This is a genomic window from Mycobacterium sp. PSTR-4-N, assembly GCF_022348085.1.
Lineage (GTDB): Bacteria > Actinomycetota > Actinomycetes > Mycobacteriales > Mycobacteriaceae > Mycobacterium.
The window spans coordinates 40053-53336 of the sequence record NZ_JAKRFN010000018.1; the positions used below are offsets into that span (position 1 = coordinate 40053).

A 13284-nucleotide genomic window follows, 5' to 3' on the forward strand; every position below is an offset into this window, starting at 1 on the left:
GGGGCCGAATCTCACGCCCGAGCGTCGGTTCGGGCGTCTGAGAACTCAGCCGCCGGGGCGGCCGCTGACCGACGTCGGCGCCCCGGGCGGGGTGGCCGGCGCGCTCGCCGGGATGTTCGACGACGGCTTCTCCGTGCTGACCGCCGACATCGCCTTCCACTCGTCCCAGGGGACCACCCAGTCCCAGATGTCGCCGTCGGCGTAGGACAGGTCGATGCGGGTGCCCGTCACCTCGACCGGGTCTCCGTACAGCGCGGTCTGGAAGTACTGCTCGGCGTCCGAGGTGGACAGGTTGATGCACCCGTTGGTGACGTTGCTGTTGCCCTGCGCACCCGAGCTGGCCGGGTTGGCGTGGATGAACTCGCCGTTGTTGGAGATCCGGACCGCGAACCGCTCGTGGGCGTTGGTGTAGCCGCCCGCGGGGTTCGACATGTAGAAGTCCTCGTACTTCTCGGTCACCACGTGGATGCCGCTGCGCGTGACGTTGCGGTCTTCGTCGCCTTCGCCGTAGCTGCATGGGAAGTCCATGATCACCGCCCCCGACTCGTCGAGCACCTGGATGCGGTGGCTGGACGCCTCGGCCTTGACCACCTGACGCCGGCCGATCGTGAAGTCCAGCGTGGAGTCGGTGGCGCCGTAGGCGTCCTGCCCGAACGACACGCCGTAGAGCTTGGCGTCGACGTGCACGGTGGTGCCCGACGGGAAGTACTCCTTGGTCCGCCAGTGCATGCGCGAGCCGCCGACCTCGTCGGGCAGCCACGCCCAACTGCCCTCGACCTGCGGGGTCGTGGTGACCTTCACGGCCTTCTCGACCTCGGCGCGGTCCTCGTCGGCGATGGCGGCATCGAATTGCAGGATGATCGGCGCGGCCACCCCGACGGTCTGACCGTCCGAGAGCTGGAACTGCCCGTTGACCTGCGTGGTCGGGTTCACCGTGGTGAACGACGCCTTCACCGGAACGGACTTGCCGTCCTGCCCGACCACCGTGCCGGCCCAGCGGTACTCGACGCCGTAGCCGAGCGGTTCGGAGGCGGTGAACTCGGTGCGATCGCGGTTGAGCGCGCCCGCCACCAGTTTGCCGTCGGCGTTGGCGAGGCTGATCTTCTGGAACCAGCCGTTCTCCACCCGGGCCGCGATGCGGGCGGTGGGCGCCACATCGTCCGCGGCGTTCTTCGGCTGGTAGCTCAGGACCGGTGCCGCCGGTGCGTCGTCGGCCGCCTGCCCGGAGGCGGCGGTACCGTTCTCGTTCCGGCAGGCCGCCAGAATTCCTGGCGCCGCGACGCCGACCGCCAGAGCGGCAAGCGCTCGCCGCCTGTTGATCGGTTTGGCAGGGCTCACGTGTTGCCAGCGTACCTAGAGAACGCAGCCGAGCAGAATCGGTTCGGGTGTGAGATCAATCCCGAACCGCGCCGCGACGCCGTCGCGAATCGTCCTGGCCAGCGCGATCACGTCCGCGCTCGTCGCGCCGCCACGGTTGGTCAGCGCCAGCGCGTGCTTGGTCGACAGCCGTGCAGGCGCATCCGGCCCGGGGTAGCCCTTGCTGAAACCGGCGTGCTCGACGAGCCAACCCGCGGCCATCTTGACCCCGCCGGGGGCCGGATAGCGGGGCACCCCGCCCCTCACCTGATCGAGAATGCGCCGGTACTGCTCCTCGGTGACGACCGGATTGGTGAAGAACGAGCCGACGCTCCAGGTGTCGTGATCGGCCGCGTCGAGCACCATGCCCTTGCCCGCCCGCAGCGCGAGCACCGTCTCGCGCACCCGCGCAGGGTCGGCGCGCTCCCCCGGCGCCACGCCCAGCGCCGCGGCCAGCTCGCCGTAGCGCAGCGGGGCGCTGCGGCCTGACGCGTCGAGCCGGAACTCCACCTCGAGCACCACCGCCACCGGAGCGCCCTTGAGAATGCTTGTGCGGTAACCGAATCGGAGATGGTCCGGGGAGACCCAGCGGTCCTCGCTGGTGTCCCAGTCCAGCAGGCGCACCCTGCTGATCGTGTCGGCCACCTCGGCGCCGTACGCCCCGACGTTCTGCACCGGCGTCGCACCTGTGGACCCGGGAATCCCGGAGAGGCACTCCAGCCCGCCCAGCCCGTGCGCGAGCGACGCCGCGACGACCTCGTCCCAGACCGCGCCCGCCTCGGCGCGCAGCAGTGGCCCGTCGACGGTGACACCACGGGTGGCGATCCGCACCACCGTCGGCGGCCGCAGGTCGTCGGCGAGAACCACGTTGGAGCCACCGGCCAGGATCAGCGCCTCCGGCCCGACCGCGCGCAGCACGTCGACCAGCTCCTCGGTCGTGGCGCACGTGACCACGCGGTCCGCGACAGGCCCGACGCGCAGCGTGGTCAGCGGCGCCAGCGGCACATTCTCGGCGACCGCCACGCCCGCGATAGACGGAGTGACCACGGGCGGTAACGGTAGCGTGGTTTGCCATGCCGCGTTCATTCGACATGGCCGCCGAGTACGGGGGCACCGTCGAACAGGTGCACCGCGCATTCGCCGACGAGGAGTACTGGCTGGTCCGGCTCGGCGACTCCGGCGCCGACCACGCCACCCTCGACGAGATGACCATCGGTGCAGACGGTGGCTTGCGCATCAAGACCACGCAGACGCTGCGCGCCGACCGGTTGCCGGCCGTCGTCACGCAGTTCCACCGGGGAGATCTCAGCTTCGTCCGCGAGGAGCGCTGGGCGCCCGTCGTCGACGGCCGAACCTCGGCCACGGTGTCCGGGTCCATTCCCGGCGCCCCCGCCGGATTGCGGGGTGACGCGGTCCTGGCGCCGACCGGGACGGGCTCGCGATTGGCGTTCACCGCGACCGTCGAGGTCCGGGTGCCGCTGGTGGGCGGCAAGATCGAGAACTTCATCGGCCACCAACTGGTCGACCTGCTGATCGCCGAACAACGGTTCACCACCGTGTGGATCGCCGAGAACAGCTGAGGGAGACGGTGACCGGTTCCCGTCCGCTCGGCGCGGTGACGCGGGGCACGACCGGGCACAACCGGCTGCGGCGCAGTGACCGGTGGCTGGTCCACTCGGCGCGGGTGCGCACCGCGCTGCAGAGCGCCGCCGACCCGCTGGTCGTCGACCTCGGATACGGCGCGCTGCCGGTGACGACGCTGGAACTCGCGGTGCGGCTGCGCCAGGTGCGCTCCGACGTGCGCGTGCTGGGTCTGGAGATCGACCCGCACCGGGTGGAGGTGGCCCGCGCGGCGGCCGGACCCGGGGTCGACTTCGCCCGTGGGGGCTTCGAGCTCGCCGGACACCGACCGGTGCTGGTGCGGGCGTTCAACGTGCTGCGCCAGTACCCGCTCGATGCGGTCGCCGACGCGTGGGCGGCGATGCGGGATGGGCTGACCCCGGGTGGGCTGATCGTCGACGGCACCTGCGACGAGCTGGGACGGCGCTGCTGCTGGGTGCTGCTCGACGCGACCTCGGCGGTGAGCCTGACGCTGGCCTGCGACCCGTTCGCGATCGACAGACCGTCGGATCTTGCCGAGCGGCTACCCAAGGTGCTGATCCACCACAACGTGCCCGGCCAGCCCATCCACACACTGCTCACCGCCTGCGACCGGGCGTGGGTCAGCAGCGCCCCTCACGGCGTGTTCGGGCCCCGGGTGCGGTGGAGAGCGATGATGGAAATCCTTGCTGCACAGGGGTTTCCGGTGACCACGCCACGGCGGCCGCTGCGCGACGGGGTGCTGACGGTGCCGTGGTCAGCGGTCGCACCGCTGGGCTGAGATGTCGGCTCTTCGAGTGGACAGGTTCTCGGGAGCGTGCTGACAATGACTCGCAGGAGTTGGTGACCCCACTCCCCGGACGAGGTGCGTCGTACCCGGTCAGCGACAAGACGACGCGTGAGGAGCACTCATGTCCGACGAATCCGACTTCCCGGGCCCCGATCCGAATCTGGCCAACGCCGAAGGCGCCTGGGCTCAGCAGGCCGAAGCCCGCCTCGGTGACCGCCGCCTGCGCGAGGAGATCGACCGCGGGCTGAGCTACGGCCTCGAGGCCGCGCCGACCATCAACGACCGGACCATCTCCACGTTCGTGCGCGGGGAGAAGCCTCACTTCGCCGGCGAGCGCGGCACCTTCCTCAAATGCCCGTTCATCGAGGACGTCAACGAGGTCGACGACGCCGAGGTCGCCGTGTTCGGCGTCCCCCTCGACGCCGGCGCGACCTACCGGCCCGGCACCCGGTTCGGCCCGCAGGGCATCCGCCGCTCGACCAACCTGTTCGGCACCTACAACTACGAGACCGGCGTGGACCTGCGCGAGCAGCTCAACATCGTCGACATCGGCGACGTCTTCACCATCCCCGGCAACCTCGAGAAGTCCTTCGACCAGATCAGCCAGGCGATGGCCCACGTCGCGAGCAAGGGCGTGATGCCGATCGTCCTCGGCGGCGATCACTCCATCGGCTTCCCGACGATCCGCGGTCTGGCGCCCTATATGGAGGGCAACATCGGGATCATCCACTTCGACCGCCACGTCGACACCCAGGAGACCGACCTCGACGAGCGGATGCACACCACGCCGTGGTTCCACGCCACCAACATCAAGAACGCCCCCGCGACCAACCTGGTGCAGGTCGGGATCGGGGGGTGGCAGGCGCCTCGCGAGGGCGTCAAGGTGGGCCGCGACCGCAAGTCGACGGTCATCACCGTCGGCGACGTCGAACGCGTCGGCATCGACAAGATCGCCGAGATCGCCCTCGAGGTCGCGTGGAAGGGCGCCAAGGCGGTGTATCTGTCCTTCGACATCGACGTGATCGACGCCGGCTTCGTCCCGGGGACCGGCTGGCCCGAGCCCGGTGGCCTGCTCCCGCGTGAGGCGCTCAACCTGGTCAAGAAGATCTCCGAGCCGGGCCTGGCCGGCATCGAGGTCGTCGAGTGCTCGCCGCCGTACGACTGGGCCGAACAGACCGCACTGCTCAGCTCGCGGGTGATCCTCGACAGCCTGGCCGCCCAGATCAACTCCGGGAAACTCGGCCGCAAGGCCGCCAAGGCGAACCGTCCCGCCTGGGGTCCGTAACTAGGCTGGCGGCATGCGTATCGCGCTGGCCCAGATCCGCAGCAGCGCCGACCCGGCCGCCAACCTCGCCCTCGTCGACGAGTACACCCGCCGCGCGGCCGACGCCGGGGCGGATCTGGTGCTGTTCCCCGAAGCCACCATGTGCCGCTTCGGGGTGCCGCTGGCCCCGATCGCCGAACCGTTCGACGGGCCGTGGGCCGAGGGCGTCCGCCGGATCGCCGAGCGGGCCGGGATCGTCGCCGTCGCCGGGATGTTCGTGCCCTCCGGGGACGGACGCGTGACCAACACGCTGATCGCCACCGGCCCGGGCGTGGACGCCCGCTACGACAAGATCCACCTGTACGACGCGTTCGGATTCACCGAGTCGCGAACCGTGGCCCCGGGCACCGAACCGGTGACGATCCTCGTCGCCGGCCTGACGGTGGGCCTGACGCTGTGTTACGACGTCCGCTTCCCCGAGCTGTACGTCGAGCTCGCCGCGCGCGGCGCCGACGTCATCACCGTGCACGCCTCGTGGGGCACCGGGCCGGGCAAGCTCGAGCAGTGGACGTTGCTGGCGCGCGCCAGGGCGATCGACACCTCCACCGTCGTCGCCGCCGTCGGTCAGGCGTATCCGGGCGACGAACTCGCCGCCCACGGACCCACCGGCGTCGGCGGAAGCCTGGTGGCTTCGGCGCTGGGTGAGATCCTGGCGTCAGCCGGCCCCGACCCTGCGCTGCTGCTCCACGACGTCGACGTCGAGGCCGCACGGGCCGCCCGCGCCGCCGTCGCGGTCATGGACAACCGCTCAGGTTCAGCTCATCTGGGTAAGGCAGAATCCCACAGATGACCGATCCCTGGGCCCGTCCGCAACCGCAGCCCGGCCCACCGCCCGTACCCCCGCAGAAAGGTTCGGCCCAGAAAGGATCAGCGTTGCCGGCGAAGCTCTCGAAGTTCTTCAGCGATCCGCTGTCCATCGTCCTGGTCGCGGTGATCGTGGTCGCTCTGGTGTTGGCCGGACTGCTGGGCGGCGAACTCTACGCGCGCAACCGGGCGGACACGGTGGTCGCCTCCACCGTCGAGTGCGTGGTGCAGGACAAGGCCACCGCGTCGTTCGGGGTGCTGCCGCCGTTCCTGATGCAGCACATGTCGGGTCACTACACGAACATCCACATCGAGACCGCGGGCAACCAGGTTCGCGACGCCAAGGGCATGAAGCTCAACCTGGACATCAACGACGTGCGCCTGCAGGACACCGCGAACTCGAGCGGAACCGTCGGCTCACTGGTCGCCACCATCGACTGGTCGGCCGATGGCATCAAGCAGACGATCCAGGGCGCCATCCCGCTGATCGGCAGCTTCGTCTCCGGGGTCAGCACGAACGCCGGCGACGGCACGATCGAACTCGAAGGCCCGCTCGGCAGCATCACCGCCAAGCCTCAGGTCGTCGACGGCGGCATCTCGCTGGCCGTGCAGAAGGTGACGGGGCTGGGCTTCACGCTGCCGCGCGAATCGGTGCAGCCGGCGCTCGACGCGTTCACCTCACGGCTGACCCAGGACTACCCGATGGACATCAAGGCCGACTCGGTGTCGGTCACCGACAGCGGTGTGCAGAGCCGGTTTTCGACGCAGAACGCCTCGATGCCCAAGCAGACCGACGACCCCTGCTTCGCCAACCTGTAGCGCGGGCCGTCACCCCAAACCGTCGAGAACGGCGCGCGTGCCTGACAATCCGAGTCGTGTCGCGCCCGCGTTCAGCATGGCCGCCGCATCCGCTGCCGACCGGATGCCGCCGCTGGCTTTGACGCCCAGCCGACCGCCGACCGCGCCGGCCATCGCCTCGACGGCGCGGACCGAGGCACCGCCGGCGGGATGAAAACCGGTGGAGGTCTTGACGAAGTCGGCACCGGCGTCTTCGGCCACCCGGCACACGTCGGTGAGCAGCGGCCACCCGCCGAACTCCACCAGCGCCGACGATTCGACGATCACCTTGAGCACCGCGCCCGGCGTCGCGTCCCGCACCGCGGCGATGTCGGCACGCACCACGTCGAGCTCACCGGCGATCGCGGCGCCCACGTCGATGACCATGTCGACCTCTGCGGCGCCGCTACCGACCGCCACGGCGGCCTCATGCGCTTTGATCACCGAAAGATGTTTGCCTGACGGGAATCCCACCACGGCCGCCACGGTCCGGCCCGCAGCCAGCGCCACCGCAGTCGGCACGAACGTCGGAGACACGCACACCGCGTACACGCCGAGTTCGACGGCCTCGGCAAGCAGCGCGACGATGTCGGCCTCTGTCGCTTCGGGTTTGAGCAGCGTGTGGTCGACGACGGCGGCGACGTCCGCGCGCGTGTAGCCCATCAGAACGGCTCTTCGGTGCCGCCGGGATTGCACCGGGCGGCCATCATCTGATCCGGGCTGACCTCCGGCCGCCACGGCTCCAGGTTCCAGCTCACCTTGCCCGGCTCGGCGATCTCGGCGAACCGCCAGTGGCAGATGAACTGCTCCTTCATACCGGCGATCGCGGCATCGGGAGACAGGGCGAGCACCTCACTCCAGGCTTCGTCGGCCTGCGCGGAGGTGCCGGGCCGTCCGGAGGTGTCGCGGCCGGCAGGGGTGGGATACACCCGCAGACTGGACAAATCACCCCACTTGGCCCAGGTGACGTGGTCGATGTAGGGCGGCGGCTGCAGCACCGGCGCGGCGACCGCGGTCGGGGCGAGGACGAGTGCCGAGGCGGCAAGACATCCGGCGGCGACCAGACTCCGTCGCACTAGCGCGATTTCCCTTGCACCTCGAGGATCTTGGGCCGTACGTCGACGAGGTACACGCCGGCGGCCACCGCGGCGATCGCGACACCGGTGATGCCCAGGACCAGGGCGAGCAGACCCGCGACACCGAGGATCACGAGCCAGACCGGCTTGGTCAGCTTGTCGGCCGCGGGGTAGGCGTCGGTTCGCTGCATCGCGGCATGGACGAACGCATACGCCGTCGTCGCCAGAATGGCGAACTGCAACGCGATGAGGACGTAACCCGTCAGGCCTTGGAGCTCCACGCTCCACAGCCTAGGCGGGTTACGTCCCCTTTTCGACTTCCCGGGTCGGGAGTCGACTTACTTCTGGGTGACCTTCTTGGCCGGGGCCTTCTTGGCCGGGGCCTTCTTCGCGGTGGCCTTGGCCGGGGCCTTCTTGGCCGGAGCCTTCGCCGGGGCCTTCTTGGCGGCGGTCTTCACCGGCTCGGCGGCCGACTCGGCGCGCTTGGGCAGCTCCACGCCGACCAGTTTGGCGGCACGCTCACCGACCGCGCGGGTCTGCGAGGCGACGTTGCCCAGTGCTTCCTGGGTCAGCTCCACGGCCTGGTCGGTGTACTCCTCGACCCGGCTGGCGGCACCCTCGAGAGCCGGCTGGCTGCGCAGACGCTCCAGAGCGGCCTCGCCGCGCTCGATCAGCTTGGTGTAGGCCGTCTGCGCGTTCTCGGCGTAGCTCTCGGCGAACTTGCGCAGCTCTTCGGAGTTCAGCTTCTCGCGGATGTCACCGAACTGCGCCGGCAGATCTTCCTGCAGCTTGGTGATGCGGGCGCGGCTCTCCTCGACGCGGGTCTCGGCGTCGGAGCGGGCGTCGCCGGCACGCTCGCGCAGCGTCGCGACGATCTCGTTGACGCGCTCGAGCGCGAGGTCCGCGGCGCCGACCGCGGCGAGCAGCGGGGCCTTCAGGTCGTCGATGTCGAGCTGGTTCTTCTCAGCCATGGTGTTTCCTTTCAGTGAGGGACAGAGGTCTCGGGTGATTCATGAGGTGATCCGGTGATCTGCAGGAGGCTGTCTTCGGATGGGGCCTGATCCGCCTGCGCGGCAGCCTCGAGCAGCGCCGCCTCGTTCTGCTGACAGAACGACGTGTAGATGTCGAGCAGCACCTGCTTCTGCCGCTCGTTGATCGCCGTGTCGGTGATGATGGCGTCGCGCACCTGATTGGTCTCACTGGGCTCGAGGATCCCTGCCCGGATGTAGAGCACCTCCGCCGACACCCTCAGCGCTTTGGCGATCTGGTTCAGCACGTCCGCCGAGGGTTTGCGCAATCCCCGCTCGATCTGGCTGAGGTAGGGATTGCTGACACCGGCTTTCTCGGCGAGCTGCCGCACAGAGACGTGCGCGGCCTCTCGCTGGGATCGGATGAAGCTGCCGATGTCCTGGGCGGCGTTGGTGACGACCGCGGCGAGGTTCTCGTCCTGTGCCATGGCTCGCCTCCTTCGCTGCCGTGGGGTATCCGAAATGACCGACGTTTCCACGGTACGGCGGAGTGCTAACTTTTGCAAGCACTCAGTTAGCGCAGGTCAGAACAGTAGCTGCGCGATCGTGTAGATCGCCAGGCCGGCGAGCGAGCCCACCACGGTGCCGTTGATGCGGATGAATTGCAGGTCACGGCCGACGTGCAACTCGATGCGCCGGCTCGCTTCGTCGGCGTCCCAGCGCTCGATGGTGTCGGTGATGATCGTGGTGATCTCCGCGCCGTACTGGCTCACCAGGTGCTGCGCTCCGCGTACCACCCAGTTGTCCACCTTGTCGCGCAGGGCGGCGTCGTCGCGCAGCGATTCCCCGATCCGGACGACGGTGTCGGCGATACGGGCCCGCAGCGCAGACGACGGATCGTCGACGGACTCCAGGATGATCCGTTTGGCCGCAGTCCAGGCGGTCTCGGCCGCCCGGGCCACCTCGTCGCGGGCCATGATCTGTTCTTTGACGTTCTCGGCCTTCTGGATCGTCGCCTCGTCGCGCTGCAGATCGTCGGCGAACTCGAACAGGAACTTCGTCGCCGAGCGACGCAGTTCGTGGTCGGGATTGCGCCGCACCTTGTCGGTGAAATCCATCAACTCCCGGTGGATGCGGTCCCCGACCACGTGGTCCACCCAGCGAGGCGACCACGTCGGCGAATCACGTTCGATGACCCGCTCGATGACCTCACCGGCGCCCAGCGACCACTGGAACGCGCGATCGGCGAGCAGCTGCAGCAGCGCCTCCTGCCGACCCTCTTCCAGCAGCGAGGACAGCACCCGACCGACCGGCGGCCCCCACTGCGGCTCGGCGATGCGCTTGACGATCATCCGGTCCAGCAGCTGCTGCACGTCCTCGTCGCGCAACATCTCCACCAGCACGCGGGCCACCGTCGACACCTCGGCGGCGACTCGCTCGGCGTTCACCGGCTCGGCGAGCCACTTGCCGGTGCGGCTGGCCACGTCCGCGTCGCGCAGCTTGGTCTCCACGTTTTCCGGCGACAGGAAGTTCTCCCGCACGAACGTGGACAGACCCTCGCCGAGCTGGTCTTTCTTGCGCTTGATGATCGCGGTGTGCGGGATCGGCAGACCCAGCGGGTGCTTGAACAGCGCCGTGACGGCGAACCAGTCGGCCAGCGCACCGACCATGCCGGCCTCCGCGGCGGCCCGCACGTAGCCCACCCACGCCGGCGCACCGTGGGTCTGCGCCCACGTACACAGCAGGAAGATCACGGATGCGCCGATCAGGAAACTCAGCGCGACGGCCTTCATGCGTCGCAGCGCGCGCCGTCGTTCTTCGTCCGCCGGCGAATCCGCTCCGGCGAGTTTCTCGGCGAAGCTCGCACGGGGGCGCTGCCCGGCGTCGGGGACGTTCACTCGATGAGCCACGCCTTCATCTTCCCTGCGCGGGCAACTGCGAATCGTCGACCACCGTATTATCGACGAGGACGAAGGAACGGATCACCGCGAACGTGGCACAACAATCCCCCCAGGTGGCGGTCAAAACCGATGGGCGCAAACGGCGCTGGCATCGGCACAAGGTCGAACGCCGCAACGAACTGGTGGATGGCACGCTGGAGGCCATCCGCCGCCTTGGCAGCAACGTCAGCATGGACGAAATCGCCGCGGACATCGGGGTTTCCAAGACGGTGCTGTACCGCTACTTCGTCGACAAGAACGATCTGACCACCGCAGTGATGATGCGGTTCGCGCAGACCACGCTGATCCCCAACATGGCCGCCGCGCTGTCCTCGAACCTGGACGGCTATGCGCTCACACGCGAGGTCATCCGCGTCTACGTCGCAACCGTTGCGGCCGAGCCGGAGCCCTACCGCTTCGTCATGGCCAACAACTCGGCGAGCAAGAGCAAGGCCGTCGCGAACTCCGAGGCGATCATCGCCCGCATGCTCGCGGTGATGCTGCGCCGACGGATGGTGTCGGTCGGCATGGACACCGGCGGTGTTGAGCCGTGGGCGTATCACATCGTCGGCGGCGTGCAGCTGGCCACACACTCGTGGATGTCGCATCCCCGGATGAGCGCCGACGAGCTGATCGACTACCTCACGATGCTGTCGTGGAGCGCACTGTGCGGCATCGTCGAAGTCGGGGGATCGCTGAAAAGATTCCGCTCCTCAGATCATCCTTCGCCGGAATTACCACCTCAGCTGCTTGACTAGAGCGGTGAGCGAGCCCCTGGATTTCCCGTCGCTGTGGTCGCACGAACCGCACTCCCTGTTGAAGTTCGAACCCGGGGACCGCGTCGCCGACATCGACCCGAATGCGACGCCCGGCTTCCGCGGCACCAAATCCGATGCGCCGACCCTGCAGGAAGAACGCAACGTACGGTTCGCCGAACTGCAGGAGATGCTCTACGCCAACAGCCGCTCGGGTGACACCAGATCCGTGCTCCTGGTACTGCAGGGCATGGACACCGCAGGCAAGGGCGGGATCGTCAAACACGTTGTGGGCGGCTGCAATCCGCAAGGCGTGCAGTACCGCAGCTTCGGCAAGCCGACCGCCGAGGAGCTCTCGCACCACTACCTGTGGCGCATCCGCAAGGCGCTGCCGACCGCCGGCCATATCGGCGTCTTCGATCGCTCACATTACGAGGACGTGCTGATCGTGCGCGTGCACAACCTGGTGCCGCAGGACGTGTGGGAGCCCCGCTACGACGAGATCAACGCCTTCGAGCGGGAATTGGTGGACAGCGGGACGTCGGTGGTGAAGGTCGCGATGTTCGTCTCTCTCGACGAGCAGAAGAAACGTCTGGCCCAACGCCTCGACCGCCCGGACAAGTACTGGAAGTACAACCCCGCCGACATCGATGAGCGGTTGAAGTGGCCGCTATACCAAGAGGCCTACCAGGCCATGCTGGAGCGGACGTCGACCGACTACGCGCCGTGGCACGTGGTGCCGTGCAACAGGAAGTGGTACAGCCGGCTGGCGATCACCGAGCTGATGATCGAGGCACTCAAGCGGCTGAACATGTCGTGGCCGCCGCCGGACTTCGACGTGGCGGCGGAGAAGAAGCGGCTGGCCAAGGCCTGAGCTGTCGTCGCCTGCCGAGTGCACGGTTTCTGATGAGTTCTCCCGCATTCTTCGTCATAGAGCGTGCGTTCAACGTCAGTGGCCGTCCCAGCCTCTGCGACGCAGCGCCTGCTCGGCCCGGTGCCAGATGGCCTGAGGCTCCTGCCGCAGATGCCGCGCGCTCACTCGGACGATGATCCAGCCCCGCTCGGCGAGGAAGTCGAGGCGGCAGATGTCTTCGGCATGCGCTGACGGGTCCGTCCAATGGTGTCCACCGTCGTATTCGACGCCCACCCGGTAGTCCCGCCAGCCCATGTCGATCCGGCGCACCACGCGACCGGACGCATTGCGGATAGGGATCTGTGTTTGGGGTGCAGGTGCACCCGCCCGGACCAGGAGCAGGCGGACACGAGTCTCCTGAGGTGACTCGGCGCCACCGTCGACGAGCTTCAGCGTTTCTCGCAGGCGGCGAATCCCGCGGGCACCGGGATGACGGGAGGCGACGGCAGCCACCTCGGCCGGGGCGACGCGGGTGGCGTTGAGCAGCGCGTCGATCCGCACGACCGCCTCGTCGCCTGGAATCCGACGTCCGATGTCGAAGGCGGTGCGCGCCACGGTCGTGCACTCGATGCTGCTCACCAGACAGACCTCGTCGTCGAGGAGGGTTTCCCGGTGGATCGCTATACCCGGCGGATTGCCGCATCGCACGCGGGTGAGCTCGGCCGGGCCTCCCGTGGGTAGCCAGCGGGAGCCGTGCAACGCGGCGGCCGACAGGCCCGCCAGGGTGGCACTACGCCGCGACCAGAGCCAGGCGGCGTAGGCGCGGTCGCGCGCGGTGAGCGCCATTCCCGTTGGCACATAGACGTTGTGGTGGAGCTTGACGTATCTGCGGCGCAGATCCTGACGCGTGACCGTGCCCGCGGCAAGCGCCTCTGAGCCCAAAATGATGTCCTGCACACCGTCTTAGGCGCGCGAAGCCCCC

16 protein-coding genes and 1 riboswitch are annotated in these 13284 nt (G+C 68.6%); of the genes, 7 read left to right on the plus strand and 9 right to left on the minus strand.

The window, feature by feature from the left end:
* Positions 1-45: 45 nt before the first annotated feature.
* Both MHN84_RS21400 and MHN84_RS21405 read right to left on the minus strand, forming a co-directional pair.
* Positions 46-1338: an Ig-like domain-containing protein gene (locus tag MHN84_RS21400; RefSeq protein WP_241206518.1), complete on the minus strand. Its 1293-nt coding sequence runs from the start codon at positions 1336-1338 to the stop codon at positions 46-48.
* A 15-nt stretch (positions 1339-1353) separates the two neighbouring features.
* The gene (locus MHN84_RS21405) at positions 1354-2403 is read right to left on the minus strand and encodes a UDP-N-acetylmuramate dehydrogenase (protein WP_241206519.1); all 1050 of its coding nucleotides are present in this window, start codon (positions 2401-2403) and stop codon (positions 1354-1356) included.
* Between the two features lie 26 nt (positions 2404-2429).
* On the opposite strand from MHN84_RS21405, the gene MHN84_RS21410 reads away from it, so the two are divergent.
* From MHN84_RS21410 to MHN84_RS21430, 5 genes are all read left to right on the plus strand, one after another.
* Positions 2430-2936, plus strand: a complete 507-nt coding sequence (locus MHN84_RS21410; protein ID WP_241206520.1) for a DUF2505 domain-containing protein — start codon at positions 2430-2432, stop codon at positions 2934-2936.
* Between the two features lie 8 nt (positions 2937-2944).
* The gene (locus MHN84_RS21415; protein WP_241206521.1) at positions 2945-3736 is read left to right on the plus strand and encodes a class I SAM-dependent methyltransferase; all 792 of its coding nucleotides are present in this window, start codon (positions 2945-2947) and stop codon (positions 3734-3736) included.
* 53 nt (positions 3737-3789) lie between these two features.
* Positions 3790-3856: riboswitch (guanidine-III (ykkC-III) riboswitch) on the plus strand.
* Between the two features lie 10 nt (positions 3857-3866).
* Positions 3867-5030 carry an agmatinase family protein gene (locus MHN84_RS21420; protein WP_241206522.1) on the plus strand — a complete coding sequence of 388 codons (1164 nt, stop codon included), beginning with the start codon at positions 3867-3869 and terminating at the stop codon, positions 5028-5030.
* 13 nt (positions 5031-5043) lie between these two features.
* On the plus strand, positions 5044-5859 hold the full coding sequence (locus MHN84_RS21425; RefSeq protein WP_241206523.1) for a carbon-nitrogen hydrolase family protein: 816 nt from the start codon (positions 5044-5046) through the stop codon (positions 5857-5859).
* Complete coding sequence (locus tag MHN84_RS21430) at positions 5856-6692, plus strand: DUF2993 domain-containing protein (RefSeq protein WP_241206524.1); 837 nt, start codon at positions 5856-5858, stop codon at positions 6690-6692. Before MHN84_RS21425 ends, MHN84_RS21430 begins: the two co-directional genes overlap by 4 nt.
* A 9-nt stretch (positions 6693-6701) precedes the next feature.
* On the opposite strand, the gene deoC is transcribed toward MHN84_RS21430, so the two are convergent.
* From deoC to MHN84_RS21460, 6 genes are all read right to left on the minus strand, one after another.
* On the minus strand, positions 6702-7373 hold the full coding sequence (deoC, locus tag MHN84_RS21435) for a deoxyribose-phosphate aldolase (RefSeq protein WP_241206525.1): 672 nt from the start codon (positions 7371-7373) through the stop codon (positions 6702-6704).
* Positions 7373-7786: a DUF2599 domain-containing protein gene (locus MHN84_RS21440; RefSeq protein ID WP_241206526.1), complete on the minus strand. Its 414-nt coding sequence runs from the start codon at positions 7784-7786 to the stop codon at positions 7373-7375. The genes deoC and MHN84_RS21440 overlap by 1 nt, the downstream gene beginning before the upstream one ends.
* Positions 7786-8067, minus strand: coding sequence for a DUF2516 family protein (locus MHN84_RS21445; protein WP_241206527.1), 282 nt, complete (start codon positions 8065-8067; stop codon positions 7786-7788). Before MHN84_RS21445 ends, MHN84_RS21440 begins: the two co-directional genes overlap by 1 nt.
* Positions 8068-8124: 57 nt before the next feature.
* Positions 8125-8757 (minus strand): heparin-binding hemagglutinin, encoded by a 633-nt coding sequence (locus tag MHN84_RS21450; RefSeq protein ID WP_241206528.1) that lies wholly within the window; start codon positions 8755-8757, stop codon positions 8125-8127.
* A gap of 11 nt (positions 8758-8768) precedes the next feature.
* Positions 8769-9242: a helix-turn-helix domain-containing protein gene (locus MHN84_RS21455; RefSeq protein ID WP_221361511.1), complete on the minus strand. Its 474-nt coding sequence runs from the start codon at positions 9240-9242 to the stop codon at positions 8769-8771.
* A gap of 96 nt (positions 9243-9338) precedes the next feature.
* Positions 9339-10664 carry a DUF445 domain-containing protein gene (locus MHN84_RS21460; protein ID WP_241206529.1) on the minus strand — a complete coding sequence of 442 codons (1326 nt, stop codon included), beginning with the start codon at positions 10662-10664 and terminating at the stop codon, positions 9339-9341.
* A gap of 83 nt (positions 10665-10747) precedes the next feature.
* Between MHN84_RS21460 and MHN84_RS21465 the strand changes: the two genes are divergently transcribed.
* Together MHN84_RS21465 and MHN84_RS21470 are read left to right on the plus strand one after the other, a co-directional pair.
* Entirely contained in the window at positions 10748-11452 is a 705-nt protein-coding gene (locus MHN84_RS21465; RefSeq protein ID WP_241206530.1) for a TetR/AcrR family transcriptional regulator, read from the plus strand.
* Between the two features lie 4 nt (positions 11453-11456).
* The gene (locus MHN84_RS21470; protein ID WP_241206531.1) at positions 11457-12323 is read left to right on the plus strand and encodes a polyphosphate kinase 2 family protein; all 867 of its coding nucleotides are present in this window, start codon (positions 11457-11459) and stop codon (positions 12321-12323) included.
* Positions 12324-12398: 75 nt separating this feature from the next.
* Here MHN84_RS21470 and MHN84_RS21475 read toward each other — a convergent pair whose 3' ends face one another.
* Entirely contained in the window at positions 12399-13259 is an 861-nt protein-coding gene (locus MHN84_RS21475; protein WP_241206532.1) for an endonuclease domain-containing protein, read from the minus strand.
* Positions 13260-13284: the final 25 nt, after the last annotated feature.

What these genes read in the sequence shown, in the direction of transcription:
- MHN84_RS21410 (WP_241206520.1), top strand. Translation starts at nt 2,430, where the DNA reads ATGCCGCGTTCATTCGACATGGCCGCCGAGTACGGGGGCACCGTCGAA.
- MHN84_RS21420 (WP_241206522.1), top strand. Translation starts at nt 3,867, where the DNA reads ATGTCCGACGAATCCGACTTCCCGGGCCCCGATCCGAATCTGGCCAAC.
- MHN84_RS21425 (WP_241206523.1), top strand. Translation starts at nt 5,044, where the DNA reads ATGCGTATCGCGCTGGCCCAGATCCGCAGCAGCGCCGACCCGGCCGCC.
- MHN84_RS21430 (WP_241206524.1), top strand. Translation starts at nt 5,856, where the DNA reads ATGACCGATCCCTGGGCCCGTCCGCAACCGCAGCCCGGCCCACCGCCC.
- deoC (WP_241206525.1), bottom strand. Translation starts at nt 7,373, where the DNA reads ATGGGCTACACGCGCGCGGACGTCGCCGCCGTCGTCGACCACACGCTG.
- MHN84_RS21450 (WP_241206528.1), bottom strand. Translation starts at nt 8,757, where the DNA reads ATGGCTGAGAAGAACCAGCTCGACATCGACGACCTGAAGGCCCCGCTG.
- MHN84_RS21455 (WP_221361511.1), bottom strand. Translation starts at nt 9,242, where the DNA reads ATGGCACAGGACGAGAACCTCGCCGCGGTCGTCACCAACGCCGCCCAG.